21 protein-coding genes and 1 pseudogene are annotated in these 17859 nt (G+C 40.2%); 1 reads left to right on the top strand and 21 read right to left on the bottom strand.

Features of this window, described 5'->3' with window-relative positions; genetic code table 11:
- Positions 1-73 precede the first annotated feature (73 nt).
- Positions 74-736, bottom strand: a complete 663-nt coding sequence (locus tag NLG07_RS02895) for a biliverdin-producing heme oxygenase (protein WP_254856207.1) — start codon at positions 734-736, stop codon at positions 74-76.
- A 2-nt stretch (positions 737-738) separates the two neighbouring features.
- A complete protein-coding gene (locus NLG07_RS02890) occupies positions 739-1740 on the bottom strand; it encodes a HAMP domain-containing sensor histidine kinase (protein ID WP_254856206.1) in 1002 nt (333 codons plus the stop codon).
- A 182-nt stretch (positions 1741-1922) separates the two neighbouring features.
- Between NLG07_RS02890 and NLG07_RS02885 the strand changes: the two are divergent.
- Positions 1923-3007, top strand: a pseudogene (locus NLG07_RS02885) (IS3 family transposase).
- A 100-nt stretch (positions 3008-3107) separates the two neighbouring features.
- On the opposite strand, the gene NLG07_RS02880 reads toward NLG07_RS02885, so the two are convergent.
- The 19 genes from NLG07_RS02880 to NLG07_RS02790 all read right to left on the bottom strand — a co-directional run bounded on the left by NLG07_RS02880 (position 3108) and on the right by NLG07_RS02790 (position 17834).
- Positions 3108-3479 carry a cation transporter gene (locus tag NLG07_RS02880; RefSeq protein WP_254856205.1) on the bottom strand — a complete coding sequence of 124 codons (372 nt, stop codon included), beginning with the start codon at positions 3477-3479 and terminating at the stop codon, positions 3108-3110.
- Positions 3480-3489: 10 nt separating this feature from the next.
- The gene (locus NLG07_RS02875) at positions 3490-3912 is read right to left on the bottom strand and encodes a hypothetical protein (protein ID WP_254856204.1); all 423 of its coding nucleotides are present in this window, start codon (positions 3910-3912) and stop codon (positions 3490-3492) included.
- Positions 3896-4561, bottom strand: a complete 666-nt coding sequence (locus tag NLG07_RS02870; protein WP_184424896.1) for an isoprenylcysteine carboxylmethyltransferase family protein — start codon at positions 4559-4561, stop codon at positions 3896-3898. Before NLG07_RS02870 ends, NLG07_RS02875 begins: the two co-directional genes overlap by 17 nt.
- Positions 4554-4889 (bottom strand): DUF2933 domain-containing protein, encoded by a 336-nt coding sequence (locus tag NLG07_RS02865; protein ID WP_254856203.1) that lies wholly within the window; start codon positions 4887-4889, stop codon positions 4554-4556. Before NLG07_RS02865 ends, NLG07_RS02870 begins: the two co-directional genes overlap by 8 nt.
- A 9-nt stretch (positions 4890-4898) precedes the next feature.
- Positions 4899-5252: a cupredoxin domain-containing protein gene (locus NLG07_RS02860; RefSeq protein WP_029773135.1), complete on the bottom strand. Its 354-nt coding sequence runs from the start codon at positions 5250-5252 to the stop codon at positions 4899-4901.
- 24 nt (positions 5253-5276) lie between these two features.
- A complete protein-coding gene (locus NLG07_RS02855; protein WP_058552469.1) occupies positions 5277-7520 on the bottom strand; it encodes a heavy metal translocating P-type ATPase in 2244 nt (747 codons plus the stop codon).
- Between the two features lie 101 nt (positions 7521-7621).
- Entirely contained in the window at positions 7622-8035 is a 414-nt protein-coding gene (locus NLG07_RS02850; RefSeq protein WP_254856202.1) for a MerR family transcriptional regulator, read from the bottom strand.
- Positions 8036-8117: 82 nt separating this feature from the next.
- Entirely contained in the window at positions 8118-8645 is a 528-nt protein-coding gene (locus tag NLG07_RS02845) for a cytochrome c (protein ID WP_254856201.1), read from the bottom strand.
- A 194-nt stretch (positions 8646-8839) separates the two neighbouring features.
- On the bottom strand, positions 8840-9856 hold the full coding sequence (locus NLG07_RS02840) for a porin (protein WP_254856200.1): 1017 nt from the start codon (positions 9854-9856) through the stop codon (positions 8840-8842).
- A gap of 121 nt (positions 9857-9977) precedes the next feature.
- Positions 9978-10400, bottom strand: coding sequence for a hypothetical protein (locus tag NLG07_RS02835; RefSeq protein ID WP_254856199.1), 423 nt, complete (start codon positions 10398-10400; stop codon positions 9978-9980).
- Between the two features lie 146 nt (positions 10401-10546).
- Positions 10547-11398, bottom strand: coding sequence for a formyltransferase family protein (locus NLG07_RS02830; RefSeq protein WP_254856198.1), 852 nt, complete (start codon positions 11396-11398; stop codon positions 10547-10549).
- Positions 11386-12072: a heparan-alpha-glucosaminide N-acetyltransferase gene (locus NLG07_RS02825; RefSeq protein WP_254856197.1), complete on the bottom strand. Its 687-nt coding sequence runs from the start codon at positions 12070-12072 to the stop codon at positions 11386-11388. The genes NLG07_RS02830 and NLG07_RS02825 overlap by 13 nt, the downstream gene beginning before the upstream one ends.
- Complete coding sequence (locus tag NLG07_RS02820) at positions 12059-12595, bottom strand: DUF4440 domain-containing protein (protein WP_254856196.1); 537 nt, start codon at positions 12593-12595, stop codon at positions 12059-12061. Before NLG07_RS02820 ends, NLG07_RS02825 begins: the two co-directional genes overlap by 14 nt.
- Positions 12562-13032, bottom strand: coding sequence for a DUF4440 domain-containing protein (locus NLG07_RS02815; RefSeq protein ID WP_254856195.1), 471 nt, complete (start codon positions 13030-13032; stop codon positions 12562-12564). Before NLG07_RS02815 ends, NLG07_RS02820 begins: the two co-directional genes overlap by 34 nt.
- Positions 13033-13047: 15 nt before the next feature.
- On the bottom strand, positions 13048-13944 hold the full coding sequence (locus NLG07_RS02810; RefSeq protein ID WP_254856194.1) for a copper resistance D family protein: 897 nt from the start codon (positions 13942-13944) through the stop codon (positions 13048-13050).
- 34 nt (positions 13945-13978) lie between these two features.
- On the bottom strand, positions 13979-14785 hold the full coding sequence (locus tag NLG07_RS02805) for a DUF4198 domain-containing protein (protein WP_254856193.1): 807 nt from the start codon (positions 14783-14785) through the stop codon (positions 13979-13981).
- Positions 14786-14958: 173 nt separating this feature from the next.
- Complete coding sequence (locus NLG07_RS02800) at positions 14959-15306, bottom strand: copper resistance CopC family protein (RefSeq protein ID WP_254856192.1); 348 nt, start codon at positions 15304-15306, stop codon at positions 14959-14961.
- 24 nt (positions 15307-15330) lie between these two features.
- A complete protein-coding gene (locus NLG07_RS02795; RefSeq protein ID WP_254856191.1) occupies positions 15331-17163 on the bottom strand; it encodes a 2Fe-2S iron-sulfur cluster-binding protein in 1833 nt (610 codons plus the stop codon).
- Positions 17163-17834: a PepSY domain-containing protein gene (locus tag NLG07_RS02790; protein ID WP_254856190.1), complete on the bottom strand. Its 672-nt coding sequence runs from the start codon at positions 17832-17834 to the stop codon at positions 17163-17165. Before NLG07_RS02790 ends, NLG07_RS02795 begins: the two co-directional genes overlap by 1 nt.
- Positions 17835-17859: the final 25 nt, after the last annotated feature.

The following is a 17859-nucleotide window of genomic DNA, read 5'->3' as shown; positions in this document are numbered from 1 at the left end:
GCGCAATATGTGCATGGTGTTAGCATGAAAGTTTAAACGAAGGCTATGCAAAAAAAGTTTTTTACTAGTATGATTATTGCACCAACCCCATGGCGCTTTGCTTGTGACCCTGAAACGTTTGCAATAAAGAAGAAAACACTGCATTAGCTCCTATACACGCATCATCTAAATCAACTTCAGTAGCGATACATTGCTCAAAATGTTTCAAAAAGTTGTGCCATTTGCTAGGCGTTCCCATGCCATAACCATTGTAAAACTGACAAGGTATCTGGTCGCCAAAATGGTGTTTAAGATGGCGTGTAATCATAGCTCCACCCAAAGTGGATCCTTCCAAAACATAGAATGCGCCAAGAGCTTGTTCTGGACTAGCTAGGTCGATTGAGGTTACAGCGCCAAGTGGGAGCATTTGAAGGGCGTTTTGATTTGCCAAAATGTATTCTTCCATCTCAACAATCCGCGCAATATCTTTCTGTATAATGTTAAATCGTTCTAATCTGTCGACAAGATCAAATATAGCAAGGCTCTTAAGTTGAGAAGCAATATGCACCATGTTTTTGTCAGTCCATAATTGCCATTGCATCAAAATACTTTGATATTCTAATAAAGTGACGTCATCGGCCATTAACCGGCGCATCGCATGACAGCTTTCCATCTGTTGGTGTACAGCTCGAGTCGCTTCCTTTACTGCAGATACGGCAGAAAAAGGGATAAAATGTTTTGCTAGTTGTCGCTCCATGCCTAATTACCTGTAATAAGTTGACTTAATCGAATCACCATAGTAGTGCCTACGTTTTTGGTGGAGGATATCTCGAGGTGTCCTCCCATGGCTCTTACTAAGCTTTCAGCAATTGGGAGTCCAAGACCAGACCCTTCCTTATTTGAAAATCGCTGATAAGGTTCAATGCATCGCTTTTTCTCTTCTTCAGTCATGCCGACACCCGTATCTGTGACCGTGATTTGAACTTGACCATATTCTGTCTCTGAACAGCTGATACTCACCTTCCCACGATGCACATTATATTTGATGGCATTTTCAAAAATGTTGATCAATACTTGTCGAATTCCCCTTGGTTCTGCATACACAGTGCAGTTACTACATTCGAAGATAATCTCAATTTCATGCTTGTCGGCGACAGGTTGAACTAAATTAATGATGTCTTGGATGAGTGAATGAGCATCAATGACACAGAAATTTTTATTGTCGATAGTATCAATGAGTGTCGAGCTTTTTAGTGTGTAATCAATCACATCTTTCATTAAATACGCAGATTTTTGTAGCGAATCAACAATTTGCTTTTCTTTTGCTGAAATATCACCGACAAAACGCATTTTTAACAAGTCAGACAAACCAATTAAGCCATGCAAAGGGGTTTTTAGTTCATGAGAAAGCTTGGCGATCATCTCGTTGCGGAGTTTATTTTCAGAAATGGCCCGGTCACGTGCTGCAATTAATGATTTTTTGATGCGTGTGGCTTCTGTGATGTCAGTAAACTCATAGACGATGAGTTTTACCGAGGTTTCATTGGGTCTATCAAGGTTGATATAATCAAACAAAATCCCCTTTCTGAACTCGACTTCTCTGACGCCGTAATTTGCAGTACTAATTGTAAAACTTTGTCCAACCTGGGTGTTGTCCAATTCGGTAATGCCCAGCGATAGCATGAATTTTTCAAAGGGCGTGCCAATGAGTTCGCCCAAGCTCACATTGAAAGACTCAGAGGCAACGTTATTGATGGCCAAAATTTCGCTCGACCCTTGTCCTCCTTTTTCTATGCCTATCGCGATACCCGAAGAAATACTATCAATAAATTCACTGGCACTGTTGCGAATTTGCTCGCGACGTTTGACCGTGTAATCCCCCCACTAAACCACAGTAGTCATAAGTAGAAAATTCCAATAAAATAAAATGAAGGAGTTTTCTAATGCGTAAATCAAAATATAGTGATAGCCAAATAATGGCAATGATCAAACAAAACGAAGCCGGAGTGTAGGTGCCTGATTTGTGTCGAGAGCATGGCATGAGTAGCGCTCAGTTTTATAAATGGCGTGCAAAGTTTGGCGGTATGGACGCTTCGATGCTGAAGCGACTTAAAGAACTTGAGGACGAGAACAAGCGTCTTAAAAAGATGTATGCTGAAGAGTGTATTAAGGCAGACATTCGACAGGAGATCATTGAGGGAAAGCTGTAACGCCATTCTTGCGACGCGAGATGGCGAAAAAACTCGTATCCGACAGACAGTTTAGTATTCGTTTGGCCTGTGCCTGCGTCAACATCAGTGAAAGTGGCTACCGCTATGTGCCTTTGCTATCAAGCGAAAATGCATTGGTTGCAGACTGGCTATTGCGATTGACCGAAGCCAACAAGCAGTGGGGTTTCGGTTTGTGCTTTTTGTATTTGCGCAACGTCAAAGGATTTAGTTGGAATCACAAACGTGTTTATCGTATTTACCGAGAGCTTGAACTTAACTTACGGATAAAGCCGCGAAAACGCATTAAACGAGATAGACCAGATGCCTTAAGTGTGCCGCTGGCGAAAAATCAAGTGTGGTCAATGGATTTTATGTCAGATACCTTGGCTGATGGCCGCAGCTTAAGAACGTTTAATGTCATTGATGACTACAATCGTGAAGGCTTAGCGATTGATGTGGACTTATCTATGCCAAGCGCACGAGTTATTCGTTCGCTAGAGCAAGTAATTGAATGGCGAGGCAAACCAAGTGCCATTAGATGCGATAACGGCCCCGAATACATCTCGAATGAACTCGTAATTTGGGCGAATAACCGCCACATAACGTTACTTTACATCCAACCTGGCAAACCGACTCAGAATGCTTATGTCGAGCGTTTTAATCGAACCGTAAGACACGAATGGCTGAACATGCATATGTTTGAAAGTGTTGCTCAAGCACAAGAGTTGGCAACGAAGTGGTTATGGTTATACAATAATGAACGACCCAATACAGCAGTTGGCGGTATACCGCCAACTGCTGTGCTAAAGGCAGCTTAATGAATTTCTACGAATGATTGCTGTTTAAAATGGGGGGATTACATTTTCATCACTGTTACCTCATTTGACTAACTAATTATCTATACACTTTTTTATGAATTCATTTGTTTTTCCGGCCAGCCCCCGAAGGTGCTTGATGACAACTCCAAGGCTTATGAACAGAGTTATCTTTGATGTTCTGATCAACAAATTTATAGTAACTTTCTTTAGTATGTGTCCACCAATCATCATGAACATCTACGCCATACTTACGGATTACCACCTCAATCCCATCAAGGCTTACGTTTGCGGCATCATAGGCAAGGTGTATTTCACCTTCTTTGATGTTGTAACTAACTTCATCTATACCAAAAAGCTGATCTATTTCTTTTACTAACTCGTCACAGCTTTCTTCTGTGACATTGCTAAGCTTTAGATTTCGAACAACTAAATTTTGCTCTCTAACGCCAACTCTATGATCTAAATCGCTCATAATTTTTCTCCTAATGTTTGTGTGAATGCTGTTGATTGCTATCTTTCATTTCTTCCATTTTGCGGTTCATCTGCGGCATCATGTTCCCCATCATTTCTAAATGATGTTCAGCCATCTTGATTTGTTGATGCATTGGCATTTCTTCCATGTTTTTGTGCATGGATTGCATCATCTTCATCATTGAGCGGTGATGTTCAGCCATCATCTGCTTTTGCTTTTCAGGATCTTTTTCAGCTTTAATGGCATGGACTTCCTTTTTCATTTCCATCATTTTTGAATGCATTTTTCCCATGTTCTCATGCGACATTGCCATGCTTTGATGCATATCCGATTTGTTCGCACCTTCATGTTTATTCTCATTGTTTTGAGCAAATAAGCTTGTGGCCGCCAATAGTGAGCTGACAAATAAAATTGATTTACCTAACATTTTCATGATTTTTACCTTCTATGTTCTTATTAAAATTTGGAATCCAACTTGGTGTCGATTCCATATAGCTATGGTACTCCGAACCAAACTCGGCAATAGCTTGTGTCTCTTCGCGTTTCGCTAGCTTGACGTAAACAACGACTAAGATTGGAAACATCGCAAGTGTTGGGATGGTCGGCCACTGCAATAAAAAGCCGAACATGATTAGAATGAAAGCTACGTACTGTGGGTGACGACACCTCGCGTACCATCCTGTAGTAGCCAATTGATGGTGTTTTTGCGCGTGATGCAATACGTTCCATGCTGAAGACAACATAAAGAAACCTGCCACAATAAACACCATACTCGCTATATGAAATGGGTCCCAATGGGCATCACCTTCCAAACCAAAGAAAGTATGTAATAAGTGCCCATTTTCATGCGCAAAGAAGTTAACTTCTGGGTAATTTTCAGTTAACCATCCAGACAAAAAATAGATAGTTAAAGGAAAGCCATACATTTCAGTAAATAGGGCGACAATAAAGGCGGAGAACGCTCCTAGGCTTCGCCAATCAGTTGATGTTTTTGGTTTGACAAAACTAAAGGCAAAAAAGATAAAAATTGCTGAATTCAGTATCACCATTGACCATAAGCCATAATCATATGTCTCATTCATCACTGTTCTCCTTCTTATGCAATTCCTTGCGTCCTTCTTCTAACCCTTGTATGTAGCCATCGCGATAGGCTTCATTTTTATCCGTGAGTTCTTGAAAGCTCTCTTCCTTTTTGTCATCAGGCGCATGTGAATGATCGTGACCATGTTTGCCGTGACTGCCATGCATAAATACATGCATCAAAGGACATAACAGCAAAATTAAATAGGGAAGAAATTGCAGAACATGTTGTCCATGTTCAAAGATTAAAAAATAGGTGGCTGCGGCAATAAGCACCAATGCAGCCCAACCTGTAGGTGTTGACCAAAAATTAGGGTGTTGATTTTTCATATTGCCCTCCTAAACGACCTTTAAGACACCGCGATACATTTGCATCTGACAATGAAACTCATGCTCTCCCGGTGATAAGTTCAATAAGGTAATTTGAGTAATTTCATTTAATTTAAGCTGCTCACTTATCTCCAATGATGGAATAAGCATTGTTTCAGCGCAGGGTGATTGATCTTTGCGCATAAACTTCAGAGTGACAGGCTGGCTAGCAGACACTTGAATTGAGGATGGTGAATACACGCCATCCCTCACTTCAATGAGTACTTCACTATCTTGAACAATTGTTTTATTGGGTTTGTATAGCCAAAACCACCAAACAATCATTGCAATTAACACTAAGCCTAATAAGTTAATTATCATCATTGTGATTCTCCTAATGCTTACTTTCTATGAGTTTTGGGCTTTAAAAAAGCGAAGTCGATTTGCATTTGACACTACGGTCAATGACGAAAACGCCATTGCAGCACCAGCAATTACAGGGCTAAGCAGAATGCCAAAGAAGGGGTATAGAACCCCCGCAGCAAAAGGAATCCCGGCTACGTTATAGACAAACGCGCCAAACAAGTTTTGTTTGATATTTCGTAAAGTCGCTTTGCTTACCGCGATGGCATCAGCAAGGCCATGAAGTGAACCACGCATCAGGGTAATATCCGCGCTTTCAATCGCAACGTCTGTACCTGTGCCTATAGCAAAACCAACATCAGCTAACGCTAGCGCCGGAGCATCGTTGATGCCATCACCTGTCATACCAACGATTTCGCCACTGCCTTGTAGCTCTTTCACCTTGTTGGCTTTGTCTTCTGGCAGCACTTCAGCAAAAAACTCGCTAATGCCCGCTTTTTTGGCAACAGCGGCAGCGGTTTCCTTGTTATCCCCCGTTAGCATGATGACGCGTATACCATTGGCCTGAAGACGTTGGATAGCAGAGATTGAGTCAGACTTGATTGGATCTGCAACAGCAATTATTGCGGCAAGCTCACCATCAACAGCAAAATACATAGGTGTTTTAGCTTCTTTTGCTAAAGACTGGGCTTTTCCAACAAAGCCAGTGAGGTCTATGCCTTTTAACTTCATTAGTTTATCGTTACCGAAAAGCAGGGCTTTATTGTTGCAGTTTGCTTCTACACCAAAACCCGTAATGGCGTTAAAGGCTTCAATTTTTAGTAACTCAATATCCTGATCTAACGCACTTTCAACAATCGCTTGCGCTAAAGGATGCTCTGAGCCGCTTTCTAAACTTGCTGCAAGCTGTAGTACGTCTTTTTCGTCAGTAGCTTTTGCTAAAATAATATCGGTTACCTTAGGTGCCCCTTCAGTAATAGTGCCCGTTTTATCTAAAATCATGGCAGTGATTTTAGAGGCGGTTTGCAGTGCCTCACCGTTGCGAATAAGCACTCCGGCTTCTGCTGCTTTTCCTACTCCCACCATGACAGACATGGGTGTTGCCAAGCCTAAAGCACACGGGCAGGCAATAATAAGCACAGTAGTTGCTGAAACGATGGCAAAAGCAATGGCTGGCTCAGGTCCAAAGTTAAGCCATGCTAGCGCACTTAACACAGAGGTAATCATCACGACAGGTACGAAAAAAGCTGAAATAACATCGGCCAAACGGCCAATCGGCGGTTTTGAATTTTGTGCTCGTTTCACCATATTGATGATTTGTGCAAGCGCCGTGTCTTTACCAACGCGTGTGGCTCTAAATAAAATCATGCCTGATTTGTTCAAAGTACCTGCGACAACCTCATCTTCTTCAGCTTTTTCAGCAGGCATAGGTTCGCCTGTCAGCATGGACTCATCAATAGAGGTGTGTCCTTCCAATACCACGCCATCGACGGGAATTTTTTCACCCGGTTTTACCTTCACAATATCGTTAAATAAAACCTGCTCAATACCTATCTGAACTTCTTTGTTGTCACGAACCACGGTTGCTGTTTTGGCTTGCAAGCCGATAAGACGTTTAATGGCCTCAGAGGTTTTACCTCTGGCTTTGATTTCTAATGCTAAACCTAAATCAATTAAGCCAATGATCATGGCGGTAGCTTCAAAATAAACATGCCGTGCCATCAATGGAACAGCGTCAGGTGCAAACACGACAACCATCGAATACAACCAAGCCGTGCCTGTTCCTAAAGCAATTAGGGTGTCCATATTGGCTGAATGATTTTTGAAGCTCTTCCATGCTCCTACATAGAAATGCTTGCCTGAAAAATACATAACACCAAAAGTTAAAATGCCTACAACCAACCAAGAAATTCGTTCAAGGTTTGTTTCAACCGTCATTTCTCCAACTACAATGCTGTAGATCATCAAAGGAACGCCGAGTGAAAGGGCAATAAACGTATCGCGCATTAGCTTCTTATAATATGCCCAATCAGCCGCCTCTTTCTCATCAAGCGCATCTGTTGCTGAGCTATCATCAATTGGCTTCGCGTTATACCCCACTGACTCAACAGCTTTGATCAATTCTTTTGTTTTAGCTGTCCCATAAACTGTTACTGTCCTATCAGCAAAATTCATTTCCGCACTGACGACTCCAAGAGTTGCCTTCAACGCCCCTTCAATTTTGCCTACACAGCTAGCACACCCAGCACCTTCAATGATAAGCTGTTGGTTATGTGATACTTTCTCCAACGTATTCTCCTTACTTTTACACGAAGAGGATTGAGCTTTTGCCTGACAGCAACAGCCTGATTCAGTTTTTATATTTGTGTTAGTAGCCACCCTTTTTCCTCCTATGCTTTTTTAATTTGCTCAAAGTTTTCGATGAGATGACAAACCATGTTTGCAGTCGGTGCTTTGTCTTCCATTTCTTCCCATTGAGAAAGAGCTGAAGACATTTTTCCTCGAAGTGCCAACATTGCTTGAAACTGTTTTTCTGTTTCTTCAAGCCGCTCTTTGATCAGGCTTCTGACTAATGGGCACGCACTTTTACCATCTTGAGATTCATTAAGAATTTGCTTGATATCAGCAACGGAAAAACCAAGGTTTCTGGCACTTAAAATGAATTTAAGTCTCGATACCTCCTTATTCGAGTATGACTTGTAGCCGTTCACTGACTTAGCAGGTTTTAACAGTCCCAATCGCGTGTAATAGCGCACCGTATCAGCAGTCGTTCCAAGGCTTTTTGCCAGCTCTGTTACTTTCATATTTACTCCTTAGTTTTTCACCTAAGTTTGTACTCTCACCTACAGCTTAGACCTGTGTCTAAGACACAGGTCAAGCATATCCTTATGATTTAATGTACTCAGCTATCGCTTTTATCTGTTGCTCGTTTAGCGGCATTTTAGGCATAGGAGAAGTTGATTTATTAAACTGAGGGTTTTGGAGCTTCTTAATAAAGAAGCCGATCCCTTTGTTTTTAATCGTTTCATCTAACGCTGGCCCAACAGTGCCACCATCACCTTTCAATGAATGGCAGCCTTGGCAACCAAATTGAGTAAACAATTGCTTTCCATCAGGCGCTATCATCTTTTCTGGCGCTACTTTTTTTGCCAAAGGTACGCTTTGGCTAGTTAGTTCCAAAAATTCAAGAACAGCTTGCGTTTCTTTACCTGTTAAATGCGCCTTTTCTCGCATATGCGGCATAATGACTTTCCATTCGGGAATAGAAAATTCATGAACAGCGCGAGCGTTATGGCATCTTGCACAGTTGTTATTGATCACTTCTGCACCGGAAATTTTCTCTTGTGCATAAGAACTAAACGCAGAGAAAAGAGATAAGCTGACAACCAGTAATATTTGAATAATTGATTTCATCTAAGTATCTCCCCTTAAAAGCCATAGCTGTATTGGATAGCGAAGCGCTTGTCGTCTTCCCCATCGTGAACGGTGGTATCTTCGTATGTCGCCTTAATGACAGCTCGACTGTCTAACCAGTAATTAATGCCATAAGCCCAACGCTCTGCTTCGTTAATTTTATTGGTCTCAGCATATTCAACGACGAAATCTGTTCACTGTAATACATTGAACATTTTTCCTGCCATAAAGGTTGCTTGGAGATACCAACCATTGCGATCAAATGTGATCACTTTGTTTTCTTCATGTTCATCTTCTTCGAAGGCATCGGTTTCTGTTTTGATGTATTCCCCTCTGACGATGTAATGGTTACCAATCCAGTTGATATCAAAGCCAGTTGCCGAAAACCCTAGTTTTTCGTCATCATCGTATTTTGCCGTGTAATAGGAAGCACCAACCTCAATGCCCGGAAGAAAAGCATAAGCAATACGACCGCCAAACGCTTTATCTGAATTGTTATCCGAACTCGTCGCTTCAAACGCTAGTTCAGGAAGTTCCAAAGCATGATCATCAACTTCCTCATGCTCGTCTTCCTCTTCAGCATGTTCATCGACAACCTCTTCTTCGTGTTCATCCTGCACAGGCTCTTCATCATGGGCATCTTCTTCATCGTCATGAGGAGCCTCGGCAGCAAGCCCGTTGGTCACGTATACGTCAAAGAATATTTTTTGATTTTTACCCAAAGGAATTATGTGTTGAATACCAATACCAATATCACTCATCACGGGTAACAAACCTTGCATAGGTTGATAGCCGCCATGACCGCCTAACCCACCATAAATACCGGGAGAAAATGCTGAGCGATTTATCCAACTAGGGTGTTGATTCGGCCCATACTGGCCGAATGGGAGTAGAAATTTACCTGCTGTAAAAGTAGTTGTATCAGAAAGGAAATAATGAATATCAGCGTATTCAAGCTCGACTTCAGTTTCCCCGTTTTCATCGACTGAGATCTCAGTTTCAGCTTCTATATGCATTTTGTCATTGAGACTAAACAAGAAAATAGGTACAAATCGCGCACTGAATGCACTGGTATCCATCAATTTACTGTCTTCGTATTTTACGTCTCCATACCCCGCTAACGCGAAGCGACTATTATTTTGTTGTTCATTCGCTAAGAGGTGCCCACTCGCAACAGCGGTAGCTATTGCAAATGGCAATAATTTGAGCATGTTCATCATGCCTCCCAAAAATATTGTGCTAATTGTTCAAAACAGTTGGTTATTTAAACCAATGAATAAATCGTTCTATTTTTGATGGGACTGGCGAAAAAAAGACGCACTGATCCCGTGATTAGCCAATAATTGGGGGACGATAAGGTAAGAGATGGATGCCAGAGGCTGGCGGGGGTATCCGTTGAATAATTAAGTCTAAGTTAATATTGCTGCTATTTTCTTCTTCCTCTTGCACAAGATAGGCATTTAAATGAAAGCTTGCACAAAAGCCACCTTCACAGCATAGACAGTCACCAGCTTTACATTTTTCACACTCTTCATTGGCATGATTGTGTTTAGAATCTTGCAAATTTTCAGTGTGATGGTGGGTATTGTCATGCATTGTTTGATGATGCATATTTTTGCTTGGTTGCATAATATGCGTATCGGAAGAGTCCTTATGATGTTCTTCACAATTCATTGGTTTAGCAGTAGCAAAGCCATGCTGCGTAAGCAACACAGTAATCACCACTATTTTAAACCACCTGAAAAGTCTAAACATTTTAATTCCTTCTATAGCATTATTAACACTAACAGCTTATGCAAATATTTCATTGATCTTGGTCAAAGTTTGAACTAAAACCTACGTTCTAACCTAGCCCTTAAAGTCTACTTCAAAGCTTTTTGCGTACACGTTTAATATATTAACTACTCTAGTACTGCTGAGTTTACTAGCCCCATTCTACTTTTAATAAGAACAACAAAGCCGCCATTAATAGCCACACTAATCAACGCTTGATCTTCAAAAATAATGCCGCCTAGCTTGTAGTCATGTTTGAAATCGGTCACCTCTAATTGGCTGACAATAACAAGCTCTCCTTTCAATTTTACTAAGATGCCGAAATGCCCATATTGACGTGTTGCTTGCCTAAATTGTTGAGTGTCATTACGCCACGACATGACTCTTCTTTCTATACTAGGGTGCTTCCAATAAGTAGCCAATCGTTCTTGTTGTGGCGTAGCGCCCTCATAGATAGTTTCGAGATCATTTAACAAGGTTTGCAGTAAAGATTCCGCTAGCAAGCTTGACTTCACCATTATGGAGGAAATGGATTCATTTTGTACTACTTCAAATTGCTCTTGGAGTAAGATATCTCCACCATCAAGTACATCCGTGAGTTTATGTATACTGACGCCTGAAAATTCTGGTAGCTCAACTAAATATGTTAGTGGAGTAGGGCCTCTTCCTTTAGGTAAAAGCGTGGGGTGAATATTGAAAGCATATTTTACATCTGTGATCGGCAGTCTATATCCATAGTCAGCAACGACAAAAAGAGTCACTCCAGATTTTATATGTTCATCAAGCTCTTCTTTCGTCGGTTTTAATGAACGTGTTACTATTTTATGTATATCACTAAGCCGTTTAACGATACTTGCATTTTCCTCTACATCATTGATATAAACCGCTTCAACACTTAAGCCTTGCTTAATCAAAAGTGCCAAACAGTTTGAAAATAGATTGTTTCCAAAATAGACGACTTTCATATTTAATTGATCCATTCTATGGCGCTAAAACCAGCAAAAAGTAAAGGTTGATGAAGCAGATAAATCAGTAAAGAGTGTTGACTAAGCGATGTCACATAAGGGGATATTGCTTTTTGATTGGCTGGACCCAAACCAAAAATTCTGAAATGTGTAGCCCAGATACCAAGCAAGGGCAAGGCTAGCCAAGGAAACGGAGTAACTAAGTCACTAGGATGTTTTGAAATATAACCTTCAATATAGTTAAAAGGCCAATTCCAAGGTATCTCTAAAACTATATATGCTGTAAAAGTAAGCATAGATAATAGCAAAGCAAGTTTAGGTCTTCCGACCAACCATACTAACAATACTGTTGCGACTGCAATAAAGTGTAAAACACCAAAGTAAATCCAATGCTCAGGGAAAGTAATAAGTGACGATAAGGTCACTAAGAACGCCGCGCTAGATATCTTAAATAGCCGCCAACACAACTTCTTCGATGATATACCACCTTGGTAGGAATAAACCAAACTGGCACCAACCGAGAATAAGAACAAGCTTACAATTATTGCTCTTAACTCTTTCCAGAAAAAACCATTAGGTATGTCTGTTGTAACATAGCCAAAATGGTTTAAATCCCAGACAAGATGAAAAGCCACCATCAATGTAATTGCGGTAGCTCTCATCAAGTCAATGTAGCTATTTCTTTGCACGATTTCGACTAGAAGAATGGCTGTGTAACACCTTCCACTCACCATCTACTTTCTTAAATAGAAACGTTTGAAACCCTGTTTTATCAAAGGTTTTTCCTGATTTTCTCACTTCGCCTTTTACCGCTGTATCGGCAAGTGCCCAAGCAAAATCACCTTCAATATGAATTTGGATATTAGAAAAATCCAAGCTTAGAAAAACTAACGCATCTTTTTCTGGTTCAACATGGTGTTCAACCAAATCGTTAAGCCCAACATTTTGACCACCTGATTCAAAATACCTTGCTCCTTTAAAATCAAGAAAGTGCTTGCGAAAAGGCTTACCATCGCCATTTTCCCAACCATATTTAATTTGATGAATGATATGAGTAATTTGCTTTTCATCATCCATGTGGCTTTTATCATGCGCATTTGAAAAAAATGCCAGCATACTCAGAATGCTAATTAATATATATTTAGTCATTTGTTGTTCTCCTTTGTTTGACCAATAAATTAATGTGACCAATGAATGTGCTTGATCTTCCATTCACCGTTTTGTTTTACGAGAACCATTGTTTCCATGCCTTGATAATCACGCTCTTTGCCTTTGTAAGTACCTTTAGTATGACTGCGCGAAGCAGATATAGCGGTACTTCCAAGAATCGTTACTTGATGTTCAAGTGTTTTGCTCTTCATAGAAGCGAGGTATTTCATATCCGACAGCATATGGTGATGGGCGTATTCATCAGCACTTCTTTCAACACGACCTCCCTCGTAGATGGTCATATCATCAGCCAACTGTGCTCTTGCTAGATCCTTATTACCCGTTTCTAGTGCTTGATGAAATGCCAAAACGACTTTTGCGGCAGGGGTATCTAAACCTTTAAACAAACCTTTGTCTTTATTCTTATTACCATGAGCGTTTGCTGCGAAACTAAACGTCATTAATAAAACGAGTAATATATTTATTGTTTTCATTTTCATTCTCTCTTTTAGGTTTTAATTTGCAGGGCCAACAACACTAGTAAGCCCAGCAGTTACCGATAAAATGGCAAAAGCTACTACCATTTCTATCGAGATAGATTTAGATAGTGCTTCTCTGCCATCTTTATTTTTAAGTTGTGGGACGAGTTTTAATTTATGCTTAGCTGCGATGCCCAATATCGAAGTCACGAGAGCTAATTTAAGTAACAGTGTTTGCCCATAGCTTGAACTAAACAGTTCTTCAACATTTCCGACTAATTGAAAAGCTAACCAAAGGCCAGCAATTAACAATAGACTCACCGCGATACTTGCTTGCCTTCCAAACTTGTCCATCAATGAGTAGAGCTGCTCATAGTCCGGTTCATGGCAAGCTTGTTTAAGCGGAAACAACGCTCCGAACCACCAAGCCATAACAAGCACGTGGAATATCAGTAAGCCTTTTTCAAATATGCCTAGCTCTGATACATGGCCCAGTAGCGTGAAGGAGTACGCTAGGGTTAATAAGCTAGACACTAACACAATTTGTTTTAAGTACTTGTTCAGTCCAAGATATTTGAGTTTAATGCGTGACGTTATCGCGAATATCGCTAGAGCCAATCCAAGACCTCGAAGTAGAGATCCATCACCGACAGATGAGTCCCACATTATCGCCAACATATCAGGGTCTAGCGCCCCTTGAATGCCTTCTTCAGCCATTGCACCAGTACTAGCAAAAAACCAAACCACATTAGTAATAAAAGCGACCAAGGCTGAAGTTTTTGTACATTTTAGGTTCGCTATTTCAACATTATTATGAGATTCGTTATGCTCAAATATTTGCCTGAAAAATGTATAACCAGCAATACAGGCAAAGCCGACGTAAAATACAATTTTGGACAGTACAATAACGGTATTCCAAATAATCATTTCCATAACAAACACTCTTTAATATTGAGAAAATACAAACCTATTGCTCAGTGTTTAACACTAAAGTGGCATAATCACTGTGATAAAGCCCATCTGCTTTTTCAGGCAAAGTTATTGCAACGGCTGCAAACATGACAGTACCCGATACCTGCTCTCCAATAGAAAACATGCCGCGAGAATCAGTTGTATATTGATAAAGATCTTTTGCAGAATCTCTGACCTTAACTTCATGGTGAGGTAGAGGCTTACCATCGAGTAGAAGCTGAAAGCGACCTGCATCATCACTAGCAGTTATAAATTCCAGCTTTTGACCGACAGGCTTCAAACTTAAATCTTGGCTATTCTTGCAGCTTTTAACGCAAATCAAACTTTTTGTATGTTTGACGTAACTTCTGTGTAATGCAGGCTTTCCCGGTAATGCTCTAAATGCCTGCTTAATAGATTCTGATGCACCTATTTCCTCCAAATATCCTTCGGTATTTTCATGTTCGATATCACCAGAGCGTTTTTTAGTGCTTATAGCTACCACCCCAAAGCCAGCTTCACTTGCATTGAAATTAACGGTTAAAAAAGCTTTACCATCTTTAAATAATGGGTCGGCTACATCTTTTCCATTTAGTTGAACCGTTGACGAAGAAATACGCTCTTGGTTTACGCCCCATGTAAGGTCAGGAAAGCTCAATCCGCTCGCCATTCTAACCTCAACGTTACTATTCATTTCCCAAACACTTTGAGTTGGAAGCAAAAATGTCTCGTGAGCCAGAGCTGTAGGCAATACAAGCATGTTCAAGGTAACTAATAGTCGAGTAATTACTCGTTTAATTTTTAAGTTTTTAATTATGTTCACTCTAAATTCCCGTGTTCGCTATAAATATTATTTCCAATAATCTTGCAGAGTTACTACTTTCTCTGAATGATGAGAGCTAATAAAACAATAATGGTGCTCTATTAAAAGAGCACCATTACAGCCTTATTTAAACCTGAGTTTGCTAAACTCTGCTAGATGTTTTCAACTCAAAATTAGTGAACCATAAAGCCAAAACTATCTTTCATTTTATGCCCATCTTTACCTAAGAAAGTAACATCAACAACATAGTTAGCAGGTGCAAGTTTCGGTAGCTTCCACGTAAATTCGGTATTGGTTTCTTTAGTAGGTTTAAAGCCAAACTTAACCTTTTCACCTTTTTTGTTTTTCAATGTAATTTTGACTACACGAACCTCTTTACTAAATGCCAACCTTAACTCTTCTGGAGTCTTCATTAGCATTGCATTATCAGCAGGCACGCTTTTTTCAAGATGCACATGCGCGAAAACCGCACTACTAAAAACAACGCTGATTACGGTTAAAAATTTAATTAATGTTTTCATATTTACCTCTGTTTAATTTATGAATTAACGACTAAATTTGTCTTTGAAAATTTGATTACTGGGTATACCAACATCAGTAATTATTTGTTCCACTTCACTCATCATTGCTTCTGGGCCGCACAAGTAAAATTCTGTAGACAGGAATTTTACGTTTTGGCTCAAATACGGCAGAAGTACTTGTTGTACATAGCCAGAATGCCCTTGCCATTGTTCTGAAGGGTTAGAAAGTGTAGGAATATAAGAAAAGTTTTTATGCTGCTCACTCAATAAGTTCAACTCATCGCGGTACAGCAAATCATCTTCAGTTCGCGCACCATAGATGAGAGTCAAGTCACCTTCATCTTGGCGTTTTTTCAACTGTTCAAAAATGATAGCTCTGAGTGGGGCAAGTCCTGAGCCAGCGCCAATAAATATGCGAGGAACCTTTTTACCTGAAGTAGCATAAAAGTCAGAAAAAGGACCTTTTGCGATTATCGTTTCACCAACTTCGAGTGACCCTAAATAGCTTGAACCTATACCTGCTTTATAACCATCCTTAGCAGTTTGCCAGCGGATGTTGAAGGTTAGCTCATCTGTTTCTTGATTAAAGTTAACCAAGGAGTAATGGCGAGTTACGCTGTCATGTGAAAACTTTCCATGAGAATAACTTTCCCAGTATTTTTCAAAGTTCTCAGGCATATCATCTGGGCGTAGGCTATTCATCCCTGCTGGCACGTCAAATTGCATATATGCACCAGCTTTAAATTCCAATTGCTTGCCTGATTTCAGCTTAAATTTCACTTCCTTGATAAAAGGAGTAATGAAATTTGTCGCAACCACAACTAGCTCATGATTTTCAATATTGAGATCAGTATTAACTTCAATCGAACTAATTTCAGAGAACCTATGCTGACATCCAAGCCGATAGCCTTCCTTAAGTTGCTCCTGAGATAAATGTTCCTGTTCAGATAGTGTGATAGGTAATTTAGTTGAACTTAAGAACACGCATTTGCCACAAGTACCGCCACCACCGCAACTTGAAGGAAGGTATACATGTGAACTAGCTAGCCCCTCTAATACAGTTGAGCGGTCAACTGCTGAGATGTCAGTAATAGTATTTTCATTGGAAAAAGTCACTGCCACTTTTTGCCTGTTAGTGCCCCAACTTAACTTCAGTAAACCACTTCGATACTGTTGTATCAGCCAAGTAACACCAGTAACTGAAAGGAATAGCGTTGCAAAAGCAAATGCAATGATCAACCAATGGTTAAATCCTCCAGAATTGCCATAGTCCATAAAGTGAAGCTTCATCATCAGATCTTTCAATCTGAAATCATCATTGGCATGGCGAAGCACTTGGCCTGTAATACTATCTAAATAAATAGTTGTATTATTCTCATCCTCAACGACAACTTGCCACATAGGATTTTGTTGCCTTACGTGATCAGAAAATGGAGGTTGAGATAACACTGGAGTAGTAAACTTACCCTCTCCTGAGTAGGAGTTTTTTGCCAAAGTTAGTACTTGTTCTTCAGCTAGACTAAATGGCTTTCCTGTTACAGCATCAAATAGCTTTGAGTGGCGTTCTTGATAGCTATGCTGCCCCTTATCGAACACTAAATGATAGTAAGGCTGATGTAAAATCCATATAAGTTTTACTTCTTGAGGTGCTTCACTAGTAATGTCTTTAAAAGGGATAAATCTAAAGTCTGTAATGTTACCTTCATGATGAGAATGAACTCTAAGCTCATTACCACTGGCTTTACTGTGATCCATCAAATTGAAGTAAAGGCCCGTTCCCAACCAAATAAGCAGTTGTAAACCAACAAATAAAGAAAGCCATTTGTGTAACGTTGTATTCAACTTAAATAGTCGCATTAAATGACTCCCTTTTTATTTGGGGAAAGCACTCGATAATAAGTCAATACTGCGCCAGTAATTGCTCCCATTAGACCTAGAGTGGCAACTAAGAACAAAAACCAGTTAGATACGTTTTCTCCATCATCGTAATCCATAATATGAAAACGCCACATCCAATCAAACAAGCGCCAGTAATCATGCCGCTTGGCAACGAGTTCGCCAGTTTGTTGACTTATATAAAATGTTGGTGTGGCGAATTGCTCAAACGTCACTCTCCAAACTGGTAAGTGTCTTGGAGACAATTCAGCAGGCATATCAGTCACTGACTTAATCAGCCTTGTGCTGTTGATTTCATGATTCATCGCATAGTGATATTGCGCGATTTCTTTAGCTTTGATTTCATCAACAAGGGCTTGAACAGCCCCTGTTTTAGCATCAATTGCCATTTTCCCCTGTTCTCCATTAATAAAAGAATACAAAGGGTTGCCCATGCTTTGGGTAAGCGAGACTTGGCTAGCTTGAGGGTAATCCGCAGCTAGCTTTGCAATGGAGTAATCCACACTAGCTAAATCTATTTTGGCTTCCTCGCTCTTAGCCAAGGTTTCGCCGTGTATATAGTGAATATCCATACTCACCATATACACGCCAGTAATAGACCAGAAAAGGAACTGTACTCCCACAAAAGCCATTAGCCATTTATGGTACTTCCTAACT

The organism is Alteromonas sp. LMIT006 (genome assembly GCF_024300645.1).
GTDB classification, from domain to species: domain Bacteria; phylum Pseudomonadota; class Gammaproteobacteria; order Enterobacterales; family Alteromonadaceae; genus Opacimonas; species Opacimonas immobilis.
The sequence above is the reverse complement of the archived record's forward strand: the minus strand, read 5'-3'. Positions and strand labels throughout refer to the sequence as shown.

Excerpts from the sequence above, each read along its gene's own strand:
- NLG07_RS02895 (WP_254856207.1), bottom strand. The coding sequence starts at position 736 with ATGGAGCGACAACTAGCAAAACATTTTATCCCTTTTTCTGCCGTATCT.
- NLG07_RS02880 (WP_254856205.1), bottom strand. The coding sequence starts at position 3,479 with ATGAGCGATTTAGATCATAGAGTTGGCGTTAGAGAGCAAAATTTAGTT.
- NLG07_RS02875 (WP_254856204.1), bottom strand. The coding sequence starts at position 3,912 with ATGAAAATGTTAGGTAAATCAATTTTATTTGTCAGCTCACTATTGGCG.
- NLG07_RS02870 (WP_184424896.1), bottom strand. The coding sequence starts at position 4,561 with ATGAATGAGACATATGATTATGGCTTATGGTCAATGGTGATACTGAAT.
- NLG07_RS02865 (WP_254856203.1), bottom strand. The coding sequence starts at position 4,889 with ATGAAAAATCAACACCCTAATTTTTGGTCAACACCTACAGGTTGGGCT.
- NLG07_RS02860 (WP_029773135.1), bottom strand. The coding sequence starts at position 5,252 with ATGATGATAATTAACTTATTAGGCTTAGTGTTAATTGCAATGATTGTT.
- NLG07_RS02850 (WP_254856202.1), bottom strand. The coding sequence starts at position 8,035 with ATGAAAGTAACAGAGCTGGCAAAAAGCCTTGGAACGACTGCTGATACG.
- NLG07_RS02845 (WP_254856201.1), bottom strand. The coding sequence starts at position 8,645 with ATGAAATCAATTATTCAAATATTACTGGTTGTCAGCTTATCTCTTTTC.
- NLG07_RS02840 (WP_254856200.1), bottom strand. The coding sequence starts at position 9,856 with ATGCTCAAATTATTGCCATTTGCAATAGCTACCGCTGTTGCGAGTGGG.
- NLG07_RS02835 (WP_254856199.1), bottom strand. The coding sequence starts at position 10,400 with ATGTTTAGACTTTTCAGGTGGTTTAAAATAGTGGTGATTACTGTGTTG.
- NLG07_RS02830 (WP_254856198.1), bottom strand. The coding sequence starts at position 11,398 with ATGGATCAATTAAATATGAAAGTCGTCTATTTTGGAAACAATCTATTT.
- NLG07_RS02820 (WP_254856196.1), bottom strand. The coding sequence starts at position 12,595 with ATGGAAGATCAAGCACATTCATTGGTCACATTAATTTATTGGTCAAAC.
- NLG07_RS02815 (WP_254856195.1), bottom strand. The coding sequence starts at position 13,032 with ATGAAAATGAAAACAATAAATATATTACTCGTTTTATTAATGACGTTT.
- NLG07_RS02810 (WP_254856194.1), bottom strand. The coding sequence starts at position 13,944 with ATGGAAATGATTATTTGGAATACCGTTATTGTACTGTCCAAAATTGTA.
- NLG07_RS02800 (WP_254856192.1), bottom strand. The coding sequence starts at position 15,306 with ATGAAAACATTAATTAAATTTTTAACCGTAATCAGCGTTGTTTTTAGT.
- NLG07_RS02795 (WP_254856191.1), bottom strand. The coding sequence starts at position 17,163 with ATGCGACTATTTAAGTTGAATACAACGTTACACAAATGGCTTTCTTTA.
- NLG07_RS02790 (WP_254856190.1), bottom strand. The coding sequence starts at position 17,834 with ATGGCTTTTGTGGGAGTACAGTTCCTTTTCTGGTCTATTACTGGCGTG.